Origin of the sequence: Pseudomonas gingeri, from assembly GCF_013385425.1 — a bacterium.
GTDB classification, from domain to species: Bacteria; Pseudomonadota; Gammaproteobacteria; order Pseudomonadales; family Pseudomonadaceae; genus Aquipseudomonas; species Aquipseudomonas gingeri_D.
The window spans coordinates 131,150-148,524 of sequence record NZ_JACAQA010000006.1 but is presented as its reverse complement, the minus strand read 5'-3'; the positions used below and the strand labels follow the sequence as shown (position 1 = coordinate 148,524).

At 64.1% G+C, this 17,375-nt stretch carries 17 protein-coding genes; 10 read left to right on the top strand and 7 right to left on the bottom strand.

The annotated features are described in order from the left end of the window. Positions 1-24: 24 nt before the first annotated feature. Positions 25-714, top strand: a complete 690-nt coding sequence (locus tag HX830_RS12080) for a response regulator (protein WP_177100365.1) — start codon at positions 25-27, stop codon at positions 712-714. Here HX830_RS12080 and HX830_RS12075 read toward each other — a convergent pair. Continuing rightward, the gene (locus HX830_RS12075) at positions 711-1,757 is read right to left on the bottom strand and encodes a patatin-like phospholipase family protein (RefSeq protein ID WP_103498621.1); all 1,047 of its coding nucleotides are present in this window, start codon (positions 1,755-1,757) and stop codon (positions 711-713) included. The two genes, HX830_RS12080 and HX830_RS12075, sit on opposite strands and share 4 nt — an antisense overlap. 209 nt (positions 1,758-1,966) lie before the next feature. On the opposite strand from HX830_RS12075, the gene HX830_RS12070 reads away from it, so the two are divergent. From HX830_RS12070 to HX830_RS12045, 6 genes are all read left to right on the top strand, one after another. Then, positions 1,967-2,245 (top strand): hypothetical protein, encoded by a 279-nt coding sequence (locus tag HX830_RS12070; protein WP_100940841.1) that lies wholly within the window; start codon positions 1,967-1,969, stop codon positions 2,243-2,245. Positions 2,246-2,514: 269 nt separating this feature from the next. Then, a complete protein-coding gene (locus HX830_RS12065; protein WP_103498623.1) occupies positions 2,515-3,432 on the top strand; it encodes an AAA family ATPase in 918 nt (305 codons plus the stop codon). Next, the gene (locus HX830_RS12060; protein ID WP_177100363.1) at positions 3,402-4,385 is read left to right on the top strand and encodes a DUF58 domain-containing protein; all 984 of its coding nucleotides are present in this window, start codon (positions 3,402-3,404) and stop codon (positions 4,383-4,385) included. The genes HX830_RS12065 and HX830_RS12060 overlap by 31 nt, the downstream gene beginning before the upstream one ends. Next, complete coding sequence (locus HX830_RS12055) at positions 4,382-6,352, top strand: transglutaminase TgpA family protein (RefSeq protein ID WP_177100361.1); 1,971 nt, start codon at positions 4,382-4,384, stop codon at positions 6,350-6,352. The genes HX830_RS12060 and HX830_RS12055 overlap by 4 nt, the downstream gene beginning before the upstream one ends. 7 nt (positions 6,353-6,359) lie before the next feature. Beyond that, positions 6,360-7,124, top strand: coding sequence for a CHAD domain-containing protein (locus tag HX830_RS12050; protein ID WP_152737167.1), 765 nt, complete (start codon positions 6,360-6,362; stop codon positions 7,122-7,124). Between the two features lie 102 nt (positions 7,125-7,226). After that, the gene (locus HX830_RS12045) at positions 7,227-8,024 is read left to right on the top strand and encodes an acyl-CoA thioesterase (RefSeq protein WP_177100359.1); all 798 of its coding nucleotides are present in this window, start codon (positions 7,227-7,229) and stop codon (positions 8,022-8,024) included. A gap of 36 nt (positions 8,025-8,060) precedes the next feature. Here HX830_RS12045 and HX830_RS12040 read toward each other — a convergent pair whose 3' ends face one another. The 3 genes from HX830_RS12040 to HX830_RS12030 all read right to left on the bottom strand — a co-directional run bounded on the left by HX830_RS12040 (position 8,061) and on the right by HX830_RS12030 (position 10,766). Next, complete coding sequence (locus HX830_RS12040) at positions 8,061-8,300, bottom strand: terminase (RefSeq protein ID WP_177100357.1); 240 nt, start codon at positions 8,298-8,300, stop codon at positions 8,061-8,063. A gap of 83 nt (positions 8,301-8,383) precedes the next feature. Then, positions 8,384-9,862, bottom strand: a complete 1,479-nt coding sequence (locus HX830_RS12035; RefSeq protein ID WP_177100355.1) for a methyl-accepting chemotaxis protein — start codon at positions 9,860-9,862, stop codon at positions 8,384-8,386. A gap of 97 nt (positions 9,863-9,959) precedes the next feature. Next, positions 9,960-10,766: a TatD family hydrolase gene (locus HX830_RS12030; protein ID WP_177100354.1), complete on the bottom strand. Its 807-nt coding sequence runs from the start codon at positions 10,764-10,766 to the stop codon at positions 9,960-9,962. A gap of 237 nt (positions 10,767-11,003) precedes the next feature. On the opposite strand from HX830_RS12030, the gene HX830_RS12025 reads away from it, so the two are divergent. From HX830_RS12025 to HX830_RS12015, 3 genes are all read left to right on the top strand, one after another. Further along, complete coding sequence (locus HX830_RS12025) at positions 11,004-12,428, top strand: transglycosylase SLT domain-containing protein (protein WP_177100351.1); 1,425 nt, start codon at positions 11,004-11,006, stop codon at positions 12,426-12,428. Positions 12,429-12,529: 101 nt separating this feature from the next. Next, positions 12,530-12,967, top strand: coding sequence for a DoxX family protein (locus tag HX830_RS12020; protein ID WP_100940830.1), 438 nt, complete (start codon positions 12,530-12,532; stop codon positions 12,965-12,967). Positions 12,968-13,312: 345 nt separating this feature from the next. Next, positions 13,313-13,621 (top strand): class I SAM-dependent methyltransferase, encoded by a 309-nt coding sequence (locus tag HX830_RS12015; RefSeq protein ID WP_177100349.1) that lies wholly within the window; start codon positions 13,313-13,315, stop codon positions 13,619-13,621. A gap of 30 nt (positions 13,622-13,651) precedes the next feature. On the opposite strand, the gene greB is transcribed toward HX830_RS12015, so the two are convergent. The 3 genes from greB to HX830_RS12000 are packed head-to-tail and all read right to left on the bottom strand — an operon-like array spanning position 13,652 to position 17,371. Next, entirely contained in the window at positions 13,652-14,149 is a 498-nt protein-coding gene (gene greB, locus HX830_RS12010; protein WP_103498635.1) for a transcription elongation factor GreB, read from the bottom strand. Between the two features lie 34 nt (positions 14,150-14,183). Beyond that, on the bottom strand, positions 14,184-16,688 hold the full coding sequence (locus tag HX830_RS12005; RefSeq protein WP_152737162.1) for an ABC transporter permease: 2,505 nt from the start codon (positions 16,686-16,688) through the stop codon (positions 14,184-14,186). After that, a complete protein-coding gene (locus HX830_RS12000; protein WP_103497657.1) occupies positions 16,688-17,371 on the bottom strand; it encodes an ABC transporter ATP-binding protein in 684 nt (227 codons plus the stop codon). The genes HX830_RS12005 and HX830_RS12000 overlap by 1 nt, the downstream gene beginning before the upstream one ends. Between the last annotated feature and the right edge of the window lie 4 nt (positions 17,372-17,375).

Genomic DNA, 17,375 nt, shown 5'->3' with positions numbered 1-17,375 from the left:
ACCGATTGCCATGATGTTAAGACCATGACCCAGACCACGACCATCCTGGTCATCGACGACGAACCGCAGATCCGCAAGTTCCTGCGCATCAGCCTGGTGTCCCAGGGCTACAAGGTGCTGGAGGCCGGTACCGGCGCCGAGGGCCTGGCCCATGCCGCCCTGAACAAGCCGGACCTGCTGGTGCTCGACCTCGGCTTGCCGGACATGGACGGCCAGCAGGTGCTGCGTGAGTTTCGCGAATGGTCCACGGCGCCGGTGCTGGTGCTCTCGGTGCGGGCCGGCGAGGGGCAGAAGGTCGAGGCGCTGGATGGCGGGGCCAACGACTACGTGACCAAGCCGTTCGGTATCCAGGAGTTTCTCGCGCGGATTCGCGCCCTGTTGCGCCAGGCGCCCAGTGGCGAGGCCCAGGAGGCGGCGCTGACCTTTGGTCCGCTGACCATCGACCTGGCCTACCGGCGGGTGTTGCTCGATGGCGCGGAAGTGGCGCTGACCCGCAAGGAGTACGCGGTGCTGGCGCAACTGGCGCGGCACCCCGGGCGGGTGATCACCCAGCAGCAGTTGCTCAAGGATATCTGGGGGCCGACCCATACCGAAGACAGTCACTACCTGCGGATCGTGGTCGGGCATCTGCGCCAGAAGCTGGTGGATGACCCGACCGCGCCACGGTTTATCGTGACCGAGGCGGGGGTCGGTTACCGGTTGCTCGATAACTAGCCCTGGCGCCCTTCTTCCTCATAGCGGTCCAGCGTATCGCTGGCAATCAAGCGTCCCAGGGCGATCAGCTCCGGGGCCTTGTAGAACTCGAAGAAGCGGCACACCCGCTTGGGCACGTTGATCAGGATATCCGGCGGGTAGCCGGCGATCTTGTACTGCGCCAGCGAGGTCTGCATCACCTCGAAACTCTGGTTGATCAGGTCCAGCAGCGAGGCCGGGCCGACGTTGTCGATGATGAACGAGCCGGTGGCGGACTTCGGCGCGCCGTCGTTTTGCGGTGCGGCAGCCGGTTGCCGGGCCTGGGGTTCCTGGCCATCGAGCCAGGGATTGCCGACCTGGGCAGCCTCGCTGGCGAGGGTCTGTTGTTCCAGGCGCAATAGCTCCTCGGCCTGTTTACGGCGGAACGGCAGGCGCGAGCCCATGGAACTGAGCAGGTTGTTGAAGCGGCTCTTGAACGCCGGCGGTCGTTGGATCACCGGTAGCTGGTACTGCTTCTGGTTGGTGGCGTTGAGGTTGACGGCGATGATCAGGTCGCAGTGGCTGGAGACCACCGGAACGATCGGCAAGGGATTGAGAATGCCGCCGTCCACCAGCATGCGGTTGCCTTGCATCACCGGGGTGAACAGGCTGGGAATCGCCGCCGAGGCGCGCATCGCCTGGTGCAGGCAACCTTCCTGGAACCAGATTTCCTGCTGGTTGGTCAGGTCGGTGGCGACGGCGGTGTAGGGAATACGCAGGTCCTCGATATTGACCTCGCCGACGATCTTGCGGATCTGCCCGAAGACCTTTTCGCCGCGAATGGCGCCCAGGCGAAAACTCACGTCCACCAGGCGCAGCACATCCAGATAGTCCAGGCTCTCGATCCAGCGGCGGTAGTCGTCGAGTTTGCCGGCCGCATAGATGCCGCCGACCACCGCGCCCATGGAGCAACCGGCGATACAGGCGATGTCATAGCCGCGTCTTTCGATTTCCTCGATCACCCCGATATGGGCATAACCCCGGGCCCCACCCGAGCCCAGCACCAGCGCAACACGTTTTTTCATGAGTCAGTCCTTGAACAAGCGGTTGTTAACAATGCACCTCCGGCGAGGCGGGTACAATCGTGGCATCGGCTGTTCTTTGCCGTTGAATTGTCTCGACTGCACCCATCGTCATCTTGATTGGCTAAGCTTGAGTGAAAGACCAAGGCACTTTTTGCCTGGCGTGCCGTCATAACCTGCACAAGTGTTTATTTTCTCCTGAGGTGTCATCGATGAAAGCCTGGATCTGTGTGCCATTGATTGCGTTGGCGTTGGCCGGTTGTGCTGGCAAAACTGCCTACCGGGACAGCTGTGGTACCGAACTGGATGCCGCCTGGCACGAGCTGGACCTGGCCAAGGCCGAAGGTTTTGCCGGGACCGTGAGCTACTCCAAGGCGCTGTCGCTGCTGACCGGGGCCAAGACCCAGCAGCAGTTCGAAGCCTATGAGGGCTGTACCAACAAGGCCGAGAAAGCGCGTTTCTACATCCGTGAGTCCCGCGCCGGACGTTGAGCCCATTAGTGCGGTCCCTTATAGACGCATGGCATGCCCAATGCCCGTCAGTCAAGGCCGAACACAATCCCCGTAGGAGCAGGGCTTGCCCGCGAAGAGGCCCGTGAGGCGGCCAAAAGCTTCGCTGGCAAGCCAGGCTCCTACAGGTTGGGTGTTGTTGCAGAAAGCAGGTTCGGTGTTGTTATGGAAAATAGCGCTATTTCACAAACCTGCATTGCAGTAGAAACACGGTAGTATCTTCGGCTTCTCCCAAGTTCGGATGTCTGCCTATGCGCAGTAAACTGGAAGCCTGTCTGCAGGCCGTGAACCAGGTAGTGTTGGGCAAGGATGCGCAGGTTCGCCTGGCCCTGACCTGCCTGCTGGCCAACGGTCATCTGCTGATCGAAGACCTGCCCGGCATGGGCAAGACCACCCTCAGCCACACCCTGGCCAAGGTCCTTGGCCTGAGTTTCCAGCGTATCCAGTTCACCTCCGACCTGTTGCCCAGCGATATCCTCGGCACCTCGGTGTTCGACAAGGACAGCGGGCTGTTCGTGTTCCACCCGGGACCGATCTTTGCCGAGCTGGTGCTGGCCGACGAAATCAACCGGGCTACGCCCAAGAGCCAGAGCGCCTTGCTCGAAGCCATGGAAGAAGGCCAGGTGACCATCGAAGGCGCCACCCGGCCCTTGCCATCGCCGTTCTTCGTGATCGCCACGCAAAACCCCAGCAGCCAGGGCGGCACCTTCGCCTTGCCGGAGTCGCAACTCGATCGTTTCCTGATGCGGGTATCCCTCGGCTATCCGGCCCGGGCCGCGGAAAAGGCCCTGCTGCAAGGCGTGTCGCGCCGCGACCTGTTGCCAAAACTGCAACCGCTCCTCAACCATGCCGAATTGTCGGCGCTGCAACAGCAGGTCAAGCAGGTGCGCACCAGCGATCCGTTGGTGGACTATGTGCTGCGTCTTGTTGGCGCGACCCGCGACCAGCCGCAATTCGCCTGGGGACTGTCACCACGCGCGAGCCTGGCGATCCTCGCCGCCGCCCGTGCCTGGGCGCTGTTGGCCGGGCGCGACTATGTGGTGCCGGAAGACGTCCAGGCGGTCCTGCCCTCGGTGGTCAGCCATCGCCTGCGCGAGCGTGCCGATCCCACCGGGCAGGGCGGTGGTGCCCTGGTGCAGTGGCTGCTGCGCGAGGTGCCGGCGCTTTGATCCGGCGCCTGCGCGAGTACTGGCAGGCCTGGCTGGCGCGGCGCCTGCCGCCTTCGGCGCGGATTCAACTGACCCAGCGGCAGATCTTCATCATGCCCAATCGCGCCGGCGGGGTATTTGCCGCGCTGCTGGCGCTGATCCTGATGGTCGCCATCAACTACCAGAGCAGCCTGGCCTACGCCCTGTGCTTCCTGCTGCTGTCGGTGTTCGTGGTGGCGATCCTGCATACCTGGCGCAATCTGCAGGGGCTGGTGCTCAGTGCCGGGACCGGGCCTGCGGTGTTTGTCGGCGAGCAGGCGCGTTTTCTCGTGCGCCTGGAGAGTGCCGGCAAAGCCCATCAGTCCATTGGCCTGGGCTGGTCGGCGCAGGCTGTGCACAGCGTCGATGTGCCGCCCGCGGGTTTCTGCGAACTGGAGTTGAACCGGCCGACCCTGGTGCGCGGCTGGCTGCACGCGCCGCGCATCGGTGTCGAAAGCAGTTTTCCGCTGGGGATCCTGCGGACCTGGAGCCGGCTCGACCTGGGACAGAAGGTGCTGGTTTATCCACAGCCCCTGGAAGGCGAGCTGCCGACCCTGGCCAGTGCGCTCGCCGATGACCGCGAAGAGGGGATGCGCGCCCACGGCCAGGGTGTCGATGACTACCAGGGCCTGAAGGTCTATCAGCCCGGCGACTCCTGGCGGCGCCTGCACTGGAAAGCCTACTCCCGTGGCCAGGGCCTGCTGATCAAGGAATTCGCCCGGCTCGACGGTCGTGAGCTGTGCCTGGACTTCCTGGCCCTGGGCGGGGATGTCGAGCAGCGCCTGTCACGCCTGTGTTATTGGGTGCTGGAGTTGTCCCGTCGCGAGACCATGTTCTCCCTGCATCTGCCTGACCAGATGCTGGACAGCGATACCGGTGCGGCCCACTGCGAGGCCTGCCTGCGGGCCCTCGCGCTGTTCGGGAAAAGCCCATGAGCGCCGCGCCACTGATTTCCCGCGCCAGCCTGGTCTGGTTGCTGGTGGCCCAGACCCTGGTGATGCTGCCGTTCTGGTTCCATGTGCCGCCGTGGATGGTCGGGTTGTGGCTCGGCTGCACGGTCTGGCGGATTCAGGTCTACCGCATGCGCGCGCGTTTTCCCGGACGCCTGATGGAACTGCTTCTGTTGCTGGTCACCATCGGCGGTATCTGGCTCTCGCGCAGCAGCCTGATCGGACTGGACGCCGGGGCGGTGCTGCTGGTGGCGATGTTTATCCTCAAGCTGGTGGAAACCCGCACTCGCCGCGATGCCCTGGTGCTGATTTTCCTCGGGCTGTTCTGTGTCGCGGTGGCCTATCTGTTCGAGGACAGCCTGCCCTGGGCGTTCTACAGCCTGCTGCCGGTGGGGGCGCTGCTGGCGGCCCTGGTCGGTTTGCAGCAAGGCGCGACGACCCGGCCGCTGAAGACCTTGTGGTTGTCCATGACCCTGTTGCTGCAAGCCTTGCCGTTGATGCTCCTGCTGTTCCTGTTTTTCCCCCGTATCGCGCCGCTCTGGTCATTGCCGTTGGCCATCGACAAGGCACAGAGCGGGTTGTCCGAAAGCATGTCGCCGGGGGATGTGGCCGAGCTTGGGCGTTCCGCGGAACTGGCCTTTCGCGCCAGCTTCGAAGGCCCCATGCCGGCGCGTCGCGACCTGTATTGGCGGGCGCTGACCCTGGAGCAATTCGATGGCCGGCGTTGGAGCCAGGCGCCATCGGTGAACTACAGCCAGGCGCCGAAATGGCAGGCCGCTGGCGAGTCCTGGCGCTACAGCATCATTCTCCAGGCCAGCGGCAAACCCTGGTTGCCGGCACTGGATGTGGCCCGCACCGATCAGGTCGATGTGCACCAACTGGCGGACTATCGGGTGCAACGCCAGCGGCCGGTGCAGCAGGTCTTGCTCTATCGGGCCGAGTCCTGGCCGCGGGTGATGCGCGATCCGCAACTCAGTGACCGGGCTCGGCGCCAGGCCTTGCAGTTGCCGACCCAGGGCGATCCGCGCAGCCGGCAGTGGGCAACACAGTTGCGGCAAACTTATCCACAACCCCAGGCGCTGGTGGCGGCGCTGCTCAAGCATTTTCACGACGAGCCCTATTACTACACCCTCAAGCCGCCGACCCTGGGCGCCGACAGTATCGACGCTTTCCTCTTCGACAGCCGCCAGGGCTTCTGTGCGCATTATGCCGGGGCCATGGTCTACGTGTTGCGGGCGGCGGGAATTCCGGCGCGAATGGTGGCCGGCTATCAGGGCGGTGAGCTGAATCCGGGGGGCAATTTTCTCACGGTGCGTCAGTTCGATGCCCACGCCTGGGTCGAATACTGGCAGGACGGACAGGGCTGGCGCAGCGTCGATCCGACCTATGCGGTGGCTCCGCAGCGTATCGATCAGGGCTTGGAGCAGGCCCTGGCGGCCGACGAGGATATGCTCGGCGCCTCGTCACTCTCACCACTGCGTTACCCACATCTGACCTGGCTCAATAATCTGCGCCTGGGCTGGGATAATCTCAATTACGGTTGGCAGCGCTGGGTCCTGGGTTATCAGGGCGACCAGCAATTGCAACTGCTGGGGCGCTGGTTCGGCGATCTCACCGCCTGGGCCCTGCCGGTCGGTCTGGTGCTGATCCTGGGGCTGCTCTCGCTGTTGCTGCTGCGCCCCTGGCGCAATACCTCCGATCCGTCGCTACGGGTATTCGCCGCCTTTGAAAAGCTCCTGCGTCGGCGTGGGCTGGTGCGCGAACCGGGCGAGGGCCCACAGGCGTTTGGCGAGCGGGCGGCCCGGGAGTTGCCACGCCAGGCGGAAAATATCAATGCATTTGTCCAGAGCTTCGTGGCCCAGCGCTATGCTGAACAGGCCCCGTCGATGGATGCATTGCAACAGAGGTTGCGGTCATTGCGTCGTAGTCTTGGAAGTTCGATTTGGGAGTAAGTGTCGAATGTCTGCCCTGGTGGATGAATTGGTGGTTCAGGTCCTGAGCCTGGAAGTGCGCTTGTTGGCCTGTCATGCGCGGGTGGATGCGCTGACCGACGAGGAGGGCCTGCATGATTTACGCACTACGGTACGGCGTCTGCGCAGTTTGTTGCGGCCGTTGCGTGGCTTGCCGGGTGTCGAACAGGTCGAGCAGGCGGCGCAGCAGGTCGGCAGCCTGACCACGCCGATTCGCGATCGTGAAGTGCTGGCCGCCTACCTGCATCGGCAGGGGCATCATGTGGCGGCGGCGCGGCGTACGGAACAGTTGTCCGATGATTACTGGGCCGTGGCGCGTAGTCCCGAACTGAAACAGCTGTTCAGTGTGCTCGATGCCTTTCCGCGTTTTCTCCGGGCTTCGCAACACCAGGGCCTGTTGAAGGGCCTGCACAAACGCATCGAAAAGCGCTTGGCCAAACAGTGGGAGGCGCTGGATGAAGCCTTGCATGACCCGCTGCATGACCGCCATCGGTTGCGGCTGTTGATCAAGCGCGTACGTTACGCCGCCGAAGCCTATCCGCATCTGAACCGCTTGCCGGCGCCAGCCTTGAAATCCTTGAAGTCGGCCCAGGAAGCGCTGGGTGATTGGCATGATTGCTGGCAATGGTTGTTGCGGGCGGAACAGGAGCCGGACCTGCAATCCTGTGTGACGGGTTGGCGCAGGACCATGGCCCTGGCCGAGAACAAGGCCGACCGGGTGCTGGATCGGTTGAGCGAGACCTGTTTCAGCTGAGTGCCGACGGCTTGTTTGACCGCTGCTTTGGCCGGTATGAGTGCTGTGTGCTGCGAATGAGCTGGTTACTATTCTGTAGGATTTTTTCCAGCTGAGGTCAGCATGCGCTTTTCAGATTTGCTCGATGCGGTTCGCCGCGAGCCCAAGGGGCTTTCCATTCCTGCCGAGTGGGCGCAGGGGCGCGCCACGTTTGGCGGCCTGATGGTGGCGCTGCAATACGAGGCGATGCGCGCCCGGGTACCGGCCGAGCGGCCGGTACGTTCGCTGGCGATCACTTTTGTCGGGCCGGCCGAGCCTGGGGTGCCCATCGATTTTGAAGTCGAGGTGCTGCGCGAGGGCAAGGCGGTCAGCCAGGTGCTGGGCCGGGCCATGCAAAATGGCCAGGTGGTGACGTTGGTTCAGGGTAGCTTTGGCGCGTCGCGGGAATCGGTGGTGGAGGTGGCGGCTGAGCCGGCACCCGCGTTCAAGCATTGGGACGAATGCCCGGAGGCGCCCTATATCCCGGGAGTGATGCCGGAGTTCATGCGTAATCTGGCGATGCGCTGGGGCGTGGGTGGCATGCCTTTTACCGGTAACAAATCCCGCGAGATGGGCGGCTGGGTGCAACTGCGTGGGGATGTCCGGCAAGAGCCGCTGACCGAGGCGCACTTGCTGGCCCTGGTGGATGCCTGGCCGCCGGCGGTGTTGTCACACCTGGGCAAACCGGCGGCCGGCAGCACCCTGACCTGGACGGTGGAGTTCGTCCAGCCATTGCTGGAACTCGATACCCTGGACTGGTGCAAATACCGCGCGGTGATCGAGCATGCCCGCGACGGCTATGGCCATGTGGCGGCGGCGTTGTGGAGCGCCGATGGACGGCTGATCGCATTGAGCCGGCAGACCGTTACCGTGTTTGCCTGAGGCCGGCAAGCCGGCCTTCAGGGGAACGGTGCTGGCTCAGGCTTCCAGTGCCAGGCTTTGACCTTTGCTGCGCAGGCTGAATGCGGCCACCAGGCCCAGCACGCCAACGGCGAAGTTGGTCGGGTTCTGCGCGAACACGCCGGAACTCACCAGCAGGAAGGACAGTGCGAACAGGGCCAGCGCCAGCAGTTGCATGCCTTCGCGGGTGCCATCGTTCGAAGCTTGGGGGGCAACCCGCCATTGCCAGGCGGGGAAGTTGGGGTGACGTTGGCCCATGATCGTGTCCTCTGTTCGTGTAGTCGGTGAACAGAGAGTAAGCCCGGCCAGCTTTCCGGGCGAATCAACTCTTCCTATCGATCCTATAGTTTGAGCTGGCCAATCGCCTTGCTCAGCTCTCCCGCCAGCTTCGCCAGGTCATGGCTGGTGGTGGCCGAGTCCACGGTCTGTTGCACGGTGTTCTCGGTCACGTCGCGGATGCTCACCACCGCCCGGTTCATTTCTTCCGCGACCTGGCTCTGCTGTTCGGCGGCCACGGCGATCTGGGTGTTGCTTTCGCGCATCTGGGCCACCGCGCTGGTGATCTGCGCCAGCGCTTCCCCGGCTTCCTGGGCCTGTTGCACGCAGTCGTCGGCCTTGAACGAGCTTTCCTGCATAAAGTCCACGGCGTCGCGGGTGCCGGCCTGCAAGGCGGAGACCATGGTGGTGATCTCGTCGGTGGAACTCTGTACGCGCTTGGCCAGGTTGCGCACCTCATCGGCGACCACCGCGAAACCCCGACCCATTTCCCCGGCCCGGGCCGCTTCGATGGCGGCGTTCAGTGCCAGCAGGTTGGTCTGCTCGGCGATGCTGTGGATGACGCTGACCACGCCATTGATCTTCTGGCTGTCCTCGGCCAGTTGCTGGATCATCGTCGCGGTCTGCTGCACGCCGCTGGACAGCCCGGTGATCGATTGCTGGACCCGGTTGACTACGACGTGCCCGCTGCCGGCCAGGTCGTCGGCGGTTTTCGACAGGTCACGGGTGGCGCCGGCGTGCTGGGCGATGTGATAGACCGTGGCTGACATTTCGTTGATGGCCGTGGCGGCCTGGTCGGTTTCGCTCTGCTGGCCGAGCATGCCGTGGCGCACGTCGTTCATGCTCGAGGCCAGGCGCGCGGCGCCGACATCCAGTTGCGCCGCCGTGCGCGCCACCGTGCCGACCACCCGCTGATAGCCGGCTTGCATGGCATTGAAGGCGCTGGCCATTTGTCCGACTTCGTCCTTGCCGGCCAATGGCACACGGGCCGAGAGGTCGCCGGTCTTCTCCACGTGGAGCATCACGTCCTTGAGGGTATTGAGCTGGCTGAGCAGGAAGCGGATCAGCAACTGCGAGGCGCCGAGCATCGCCAGCATCAGGATGAACACGGCCACCGCATAGTTGGCGAAACGTTCGCTGAACACCTGGGCCAGGCTTGGCGCATAGGCGAGTACGGCGACCTGCTGTTCGCCACGGCCGAGCACTTGTGCGCCGAGCAGCGGGTTGTCGCCGAACAGTGGCATATAGTCGTAAGCGACCCAGCCGTTGGCGTCCTTGAGACGCGGCAACATCTGCCCCTTGAGGGTCGGCGTTTCACCGGCCTTGAACGGCAGCAGGTTGTCGGCCTCGGGCCAGGCCTTGTCTTCGGGCCAGGCGGCGAGCAAGTGAGCCTGGGCCTGGACCGCGGCGCGGGAGGCGTCGGTGCGGGCCTGTTGTTCCAACTGCACGGCGTACAGCACCAGAAACAGGGTGGTGACAAACGCGACCGCGTTCACGGCCCAGAACTTGTATTTCAGCGAGATATTGCTAAGCCAGGCACGCATGGTGGGTCTTCCCTGATAGGGCGGAAACAGTTTTGGCAAGGTGCCATTATTGTGCCGCTACTCAGGGAGGCAATTGTTGATATGGGTCAATGCCGCTTCAGTCGAGGCCCGGCAAATTGAAGAACGCGCGGGCGCAGGCGCTGGTGTGGGCAGCCAGGTCTTCCTGGCTTTCGTCGCGGTGCAGGGCCACTTCACGCAGCACTTCGCCCAGGTATGCCGGCTCATTGCGGCCGTTCTTCGGCTTGGGCCGCAGGCTGCGCGGCAGCAGGTAGGGCGCGTCGCTTTCGAGCATCAGGCGGCCCCGGGGAATCTCCCGCACCAGTGGGTGCAGGTGGGTGCCACGACGCTCATCGCAGATCCAGCCGGTGATGCCGATATGCAGGTCCAGGTCGAGATAGCTGAACAGCGCCTTCTGCTCGCCGGTGAAACAGTGCACCACGGCGGCGGGCAGGTGGTCGCGGTAGTCCCGCAGGATCTCCAGCAAACGGACGTTGGCATCGCGCTCATGGAGGAACACCGGACGCTGCAACTCCACGGCCAGGGCCAGGTGTTCCTCGAGGACTTTTTCCTGTTGCGGGCGCGGGGAGAAATCGCGGTTGAAATCCAGCCCGCATTCGCCGACCGCGCAGACGTTCGGTTCCATCAGCAGGGCTTTCAGACGAGCGGCGCTGCCGGCCCTCCAGTCACTGGCGGAATGGGGGTGGATGCCAGCGCTGGCGAACAGCCGCTGACCGCTCTGATCCAGCTCCCGGCACAGCTCCAGCGCCTGTTCGCTGGCCTCCAGACTAGTGCCTGTCACAATCAGTTGGCAGACTCCGGCGGCATAGGCACGGTCGAGTATTTCCTGCTGTTTGCCGGCAAAACCGGGGTTGGTCAGGTTGACGCCGATATCGATGAGTTGCATGGTGCTACCTCAGGCCACAGGCCGAAAAGCATACCAGAGCTGTAGATTTATAATAAAAATCAAGAACTACAACGAGTTATGACTGTCTCTTAAAGCCGGAAGAAAACATCGGTTGGCATGACCTCGGTGCCGTACCCAGTCTTTCGCACTTTTCGCGTTCAAAAGACGCTCGATTTCAGTTGTTCGACTTCAGGCCACCTTCGTCTGAGGCTGGGCAGTATTCTTTCCGGAGAACGGATGAAGAAGCGACCCTCGCTGTTGCTCCTGCTGTGCCTGTCCCTGCTGCTGCCGTTGCCGGCGCTTGCGCGGTTGGCCGGGCCGTTGGAAATCGCCCAGCCGGGCAAGGTCCGTGACCTCGCGGAGATTCGCAGCAGCCGGGTCCTGCGGGTATTGGTCAACCAGAGCCGCAACAGCAGCGGCGAGGTCCAGGGCGAGGTCATTGGCCTCGAATACCATCGCCTGCGCGCCTTTGAGCAGTTCCTCAACAGCCAGGCCCGCGACAACCAGGAGATCACCCTCAAGATCATTCCCAAGGCCAAGGACCAACTGCTCGGCGCCTTGCAGCGTGGGGAGGGTGATCTGGTAGCCCCAGGGGAATTGCTCGAAGTCCAGCCTGGGCACGCGGTGCTCGCCAGCGATCCCCTCGGCAATACGGTGCCGTTACTGCTGGTGGGGCTCAAAGGCGAGAAGCGCTTTACCCGCTTTGAACAACTGTCCGGCCGGACCCTGGCCCTGACCCCCGGCAGCGCCGCGGGTGAGGCGGTCAACCAGATCAACCAGAAACTGGCCTTGCGCAAGTTGCCGCCGGTCAAGATCGAATGGGTCGATCCGAGTCTGGCGGCAGAGGATGTGCTGGAGATGGTCCAGGGCGGGATCTTTCACCTGACCGTCGTCGAGCAGCCGATTGCCGAACGCTGGGCGCGGATCATGCCCAAGCTGCGTTTCGACAAGCAGGTGCTGGTCAGCGAGCCGGGGCAGATGCACTGGTTCGTACGCGACAATGCTTCAATGCTGCGGGCGAGCATCGACCGCTTTCTCAAGACCTACAAGGCCCCTTCGGACCAGGACACGGCGTTTCTGCGGATCTATCGACGCCTGTACCAGGTGCATTATCCGCTGAGTCGCAGTGATCGGGCGAAGCTGGAAAAGCTCCGTCCGGTCTTGCAACGGCATGCCCAGGCCCAGGGCATCGACTGGCTGAACCTGGCGGCGCTGGCCTTCAAGGAATCGGCCCTGGATCCCGGCGCCCGGGGTGCCAGCGGCGCGACCGGACTGCTACAGATCACCCCCTCGGCGGCGCAGCGGGTCGGCGTCGGCAATATCCAGAATGTCGATAACAATGTGCAGGCCGGGGCCAAGTACCTGGCGATGATCCGGCGCAAGTTCTTTGCCAGCCCCAAGCTCAACGAACGCGAGCGCATGGCCTTTGTCCTGGCGGCCTACAACATGGGCCCGGAACGGGTCCAGGGCATGCGCGCGGAGGCCCGTCGCCGTGGCTTGAATCCCAACCAGTGGTTCTTCCAGGTCGAGCGCATTGCCATGGAGCAGGTGGGGATGAACGCGGTGAACTATGTGAACAGCGTGAACAAGTATTACCTGGCATTTGACCGCGAGCGCGACTCCCTGGAGCCGAATGCGAGGAAGATCGCCTCTCGGAAGTAATCTAATAATTAGATTGTTTTATCAGGTTTTTTGCGCTTTTTACATTTTAAAAACTGATTAATATGAGGCCCATCAACCCCTATATCAAAAAGGATTCACCGATGAGCACCTTGATCAATCGCGTTCTGAGCACCCGCGCCGGTTATGGCCTGACTGTCCTGCGGATTTTTGTCGGGATCATCTTTGCCGCCCACGGTTCGCAGAAGCTCTTCGGTCTGTTCGGCGGCTACGGCCTGGCCGGCACGGCGCAGTGGATGGAGAGCATCGGCCTGGCACCGGGTCACCTGATGGCCCTGTTGGCGGGCGGCACCGAGTTCTTCGGCGGCCTGGCCCTGATCATCGGCCTGTTGGCCCGTCCGGCGGCGCTGGGCCTGACCTTTACCTTGCTGGTGGCGATCTTCTCGGTGCATATCCACAACGGTCTGTTCATGGCCAACAATGGTTATGAGTTCGCCCTGGCCCTGTTAGGTGGGACACTCGCGGTACTGATCGAAGGGGCCGGCAAACTCTCGGCGGACGCGGCCATCGCCCGCTCGTAGAATCCAGACGACAGCGCAAGCCTTTGTTGGAGCTGGCTTGCCGGCGATAGCGTCCGATTCGGCGATGCAAGGCTCACTGGCCTCATCGCCAGCAAGCCGGCTCCCACACGAATACGACAAGCCCGCATTTTTGCGGGCTTGTTCGTTGTGGAGGATTCTTGACAGCCAGCCACCGGCTTCTCTAGGATAAATACATGCGCCGATTTAAACAGCTACTTGCGGGGCGCCAGGTGGATCAAAAGACCGCCGACAGAAGCTTGAGAGAAGCTTCGAAATACCGCTAAAGCGCTGGTTCGGTGTTGCCTCACACCTGCCCGGCAGATCGTTGAGGTGGAGACACGCACTTTGAACAACCCACGCCCCGTTGTACGTCTGACGCCCATCACGGCGAATCTGCCTTTTCGCAACCCTAAAATCCTCCTCGGCGGTACACACCAGCCCACGCTGCTGCGTTATCTCGACGGCTGGCCACGACGCAAGGGTCGCGCCTCGGCGTTCCTGATCCAGTTTGTCGAGGACGGTGACTCCTTGGCCCGCTTTGCCGATAACAGTTTTGATCTGGCGGTGATCCAGGCGCCGGATGCCGAGCACGCCCAAGCCGTGATCCGCCAACTGACCCGCGTTGCGCGGCAGGGGTTGATCACGCGGCGCTAGAGACGTCAGGTGGCATGACCGCCGGCAGGTTCAGGGATAGTCGATGGCGGTGACGTACACCAACTGCTCGCCAGTGGGCGCCATCACCCGGATCTCCGCATCCAGCGCCTTGCCGATCAGGGCCCGGGCCAGTGGCGAATCGATACTAATCAGGTTCTGCTTGAGGTCCAGTTCGTCCGGGCCGACGATACGATAGCGCGATTCCTTGCCGTCTTCGTCTTCGATGGTGACCCAGGCGCCGAAATACACCTTGTTCAGGTCGCTGGGCCGTTCGTCGACCACCTTCAGGCTTTCCAGACGCTTGGTCAGGAAGCGCACGCGGCTGTCGATCTCGCGCAGCATCTTCTTGCCATAGGTGTATTCGGCGTTTTCCGAACGATCGCCCTGGGCCGCCGCCTCGCTCACCGACTGGGTGACCTGGGGGCGGCGCACATGCCACAGCTCGTGCAACTCGGCGCGCATGCGGGCCTCGCCCTCGGGGGTGATCAGGGCGGTGCCGGCAGTGCGGGGTGGGCGGTAGCGACTCATTGGTATCCCTTGGCGAAACAAGACCTTGAGTCTATCAGCCCTCGCGCAGCACTGTCAGCGGGCTGACATTCAGCGCCCGGCGGGTGCCGAACACACCGGCGCCGCCGACCATCACCGCACCGATCAACGGCAGCAGCAACAGCCAGGGATGCAGGTGCCAGGGCAGGTCGAAGGCGAACCTGTAGAGCACCCAGCTCACCAGTTCCGTGCCGAGGGCTGCCAACAGGCCGCTGGCCGCGCCCAGCAGGCCGAACTCGATCCGTCGTGCCTTGACCAGCAGTTTTCGCTCGGCCCCCAGTGCCCGCAGCAGCGCACCTTGGCGGATGCGTTCGTCGAGGGTCGCCTGCAAGCCGGAGAACAGCACGGCCATGCCCGCCGCCAGGACGAACAGCAGCACGTACTCCACGGCAATGGTCACCTGCGCCAGGATACTGCGCAGCTGCTCCAGCAGGGCTTCCACCTGCAAGATGGTTACTGCCGGGAAGGCCCGGGACAGTTCGACGACGTCCTTGTCGTGCCCCGGTGCCAGGTAGAAGCTGGTCAGGTAGGTCGCCGGCAAGTCCTGCAGGGTGCCGGGCTGGAAGATCATGAAGAAGTTCGGCTGGAAGTTGTCCCAGTTGATGGTCCGCAGGCTGGTGACCACGGCCTCGCGATTGGCCCCGCCGACGCTGAACACCAGGTGATCGCCGAGCTTGAGCTTCAGGCTCTGGGCAACCTTGGTTTCCACCGAGACACCGGGAATGTCCCCGCTGGGTTTGTCCGGCCACCAACTGCCTTCGGTCAGGGTGTTACCCGGCGGCAGGTCGGCGGCCCAGGTCAGGCTCAGGTCGCGCTGGGTGGCGCGATCGCCGCCGGAATCCTTGCTGACGATCTCCTGCACCGGGGTGCCGTTGATGCTGATCAGCCGGCCGGGCACCACCGGATAGATCGGCGCCGACTTGGCCGCGAGCTGGATCAGGTGGTCGCGAAAACCGTCCTTGTCCGCCGGCAGGATATTCAGGGCGAAATAGTTCGGTGCATTTTTCGGCAACTGGTTCTGCCAGGTATCGAGCAATTCACCGCGCAGCAGGGCGATCAGGGCCATGGACAGCAGGATCAGGCCGAATGCCAGGGACTGCCCGGCCGCCGCCAGCGGATGGCGCAGCAACTGGCCCAGGCCCAGGCGCCACGGCAACGAGGCCCCGGCCAGCAGTCGGCGCAGGCTTTGCAGGCCGAGCAGCAGCAGTCCGCCGAGCACCAGCGCGGCGATCACCCCGCCACCGAGCAGGGCGAAGGTCAGCAGCAGGTCCAGGCTCAGGCGCCACATGATCAGGCCCAGTGCGAGCAAGGCCGCGCCGTAGACCAGCCAGGTGCTGGCCGGGATCGGCAGCAGGTCGCGGCGCAGTACCCGCAGCGGCGGCACCCGGCCGAGGGCGGCCAGGGGCGGCAGGGCGAACCCGGCCAGCGCCACCAGGCCGGTGCCGATACCGGCGAGCGCCGGCATCAGCCCGCCCGGCGGAACGTCGGCGGGCAGCAGGTCATGGAGCAGGGCGAACAGGCCCAGTTGGGCCAGCCAGCCGAGCAGGGCGCCGCAGACACTGGCCAACACGCCGAGCATCGCCAGTTGCAGGCTGAACAGGGTCATGGTTTCCCGGCGTGACAGGCCCAGGCAGCGCAGCAGGGCACTGGCGTCGAAGCGCCGGGCGGCGAAACGGCTGGCGCTGAGGGCCACGGCGACGCCGGAGAGCAGCACCGCCACCAGGCTGGCCATATTCAGGTAACGCTCGGCCTTGCCCAGGGCGCCGCCGATCTGCCGGTTGCCGTCGCGGGCATCGAGCAGGCGCTGGTTCGCCGCCAGGCCGGGGGTGATTGATTCGCGATAGGTCGCCAGGGCGTTCGCCGGACCGCGCCACAGTTCGCGGTAGTCGACCCGGCTGCCGGGCTGGACCACGCCGGTGGCGTCGAGGTCGGCGAGGTTGATCAGCACCCGCGGGGTCAGGCTGTAGAAGTTGACGGAGCGATCCGGCTCATAGGTCAGGACCCGGGCCAGGCGCACTGTTTTCATGCCGACGTCGATGCTGTCGCCGATCTTCAGGTCCAGCGCGGTCAACAGTCGTGCTTCGACCCAGGCCTCGCCGGGTGCCGGTCCACCGCCGGCGGTTTCGGCGCCGAACGGTTCGGCGGCGCTCTTGAGTGCACCGCGCAGCGGGTAGTGTTCGTCCGCGGCCTTGATGCTCGACAGCTGGATAGCATTGTCGGTGGCGATCACGCTGGAGAACTCGACCGCCCGCGCATGTTCAAGCCCCAGGTCGCGGCCGGCCTGGATCTGTTCCGGACGGGCGCCGGAGGTGCCGTCGAGCACCAGGTCGGCGGCGAGGAATTCGGTGGCCCGCAGCAACATCGCGCCGTTCAGGCGCGCGCCGAAGTAGCCGATGGCGGTGCTGGCCGCGACCGCCACCAGCAAGGCGAAGAACAGCACCCGCAGTTCACCGGCGCGGGCATCGCGCAGGAGCTGGCGTGTGGCGAGGCTGAACAGGCGCAACAGCGGCAGGCGTGCCATCAAGGCTCCAGGGGGCCGACCAGATGGCCGGCGTCAAGACGGATCAGGCGCCGGCAGCGATGGGCCAGGCGTTCGTCGTGGGTCACCAGCACCAGGGTGGTGCCGCGTTCCTGATTGAGTTCGAAGAGCAGGTCGCTGATGCGCTCGCCGGTATGGCTGTCGAGGTTGCCGGTGGGTTCGTCGGCGAACAGTACATCGGGTTCGGCGGCAAAGGCCCGGGCGATTGCCACCCGTTGCTGCTCGCCGCCGGACAGCTGGCGTGGCGAGTGGGTCAGGCGCTGGCCCAGGCCGACCCGTTCGAGCAGGTCGCGGGCGCGTTCGCGGGCGTCGCTACGGCCGTCCAGCTCCAGGGGCAGCATGACGTTTTCCAGGGCATTGAGGCTGTCCAGCAGTTGGAAGCTCTGGAACACGAAACCGACGTGTTCGGCGCGGATCCGCGCGCGCTGGTCTTCGTCCAGTGTGCTCAGGGCCCGACCGGCCAGGGTGACTTCGCCGGCGCTGGGCAGGTCGAGGCCGGCGAGCAGGCCCAGCAGGGTCGATTTGCCCGAACCCGAGGCACCGACGATGGCCAGGCTGTCGCCCTTGTTCAATGTCAGGCTCAAGGGGTGCAGGATGGTCAGTTCACCTTCCGTGCTGGGAACCACTTTGCTAAGGTTCTGCGCGGTGAGAATACTTTCGCCCATGGAG

Coding starts and splice junctions, on each gene's coding strand:
- HX830_RS12055 (WP_177100361.1), top strand. CDS start 4,382: ATGAGCGCCGCGCCACTGATTTCCCGCGCCAGCCTGGTCTGGTTGCTG.
- HX830_RS12040 (WP_177100357.1), bottom strand. CDS start 8,300: ATGGGCCAACGTCACCCCAACTTCCCCGCCTGGCAATGGCGGGTTGCC.
- HX830_RS12065 (WP_103498623.1), top strand. CDS start 2,515: ATGCGCAGTAAACTGGAAGCCTGTCTGCAGGCCGTGAACCAGGTAGTG.
- greB (WP_103498635.1), bottom strand. CDS start 14,149: ATGAGTCGCTACCGCCCACCCCGCACTGCCGGCACCGCCCTGATCACC.
- HX830_RS12075 (WP_103498621.1), bottom strand. CDS start 1,757: ATGAAAAAACGTGTTGCGCTGGTGCTGGGCTCGGGTGGGGCCCGGGGT.
- HX830_RS12070 (WP_100940841.1), top strand. CDS start 1,967: ATGAAAGCCTGGATCTGTGTGCCATTGATTGCGTTGGCGTTGGCCGGT.
- HX830_RS12025 (WP_177100351.1), top strand. CDS start 11,004: ATGAAGAAGCGACCCTCGCTGTTGCTCCTGCTGTGCCTGTCCCTGCTG.
- HX830_RS12050 (WP_152737167.1), top strand. CDS start 6,360: ATGTCTGCCCTGGTGGATGAATTGGTGGTTCAGGTCCTGAGCCTGGAA.
- HX830_RS12045 (WP_177100359.1), top strand. CDS start 7,227: ATGCGCTTTTCAGATTTGCTCGATGCGGTTCGCCGCGAGCCCAAGGGG.
- HX830_RS12020 (WP_100940830.1), top strand. CDS start 12,530: ATGAGCACCTTGATCAATCGCGTTCTGAGCACCCGCGCCGGTTATGGC.
- HX830_RS12080 (WP_177100365.1), top strand. CDS start 25: ATGACCCAGACCACGACCATCCTGGTCATCGACGACGAACCGCAGATC.
- HX830_RS12000 (WP_103497657.1), bottom strand. CDS start 17,371: ATGGGCGAAAGTATTCTCACCGCGCAGAACCTTAGCAAAGTGGTTCCC.
- HX830_RS12030 (WP_177100354.1), bottom strand. CDS start 10,766: ATGCAACTCATCGATATCGGCGTCAACCTGACCAACCCCGGTTTTGCC.
- HX830_RS12005 (WP_152737162.1), bottom strand. CDS start 16,688: ATGGCACGCCTGCCGCTGTTGCGCCTGTTCAGCCTCGCCACACGCCAG.
- HX830_RS12035 (WP_177100355.1), bottom strand. CDS start 9,862: ATGCGTGCCTGGCTTAGCAATATCTCGCTGAAATACAAGTTCTGGGCC.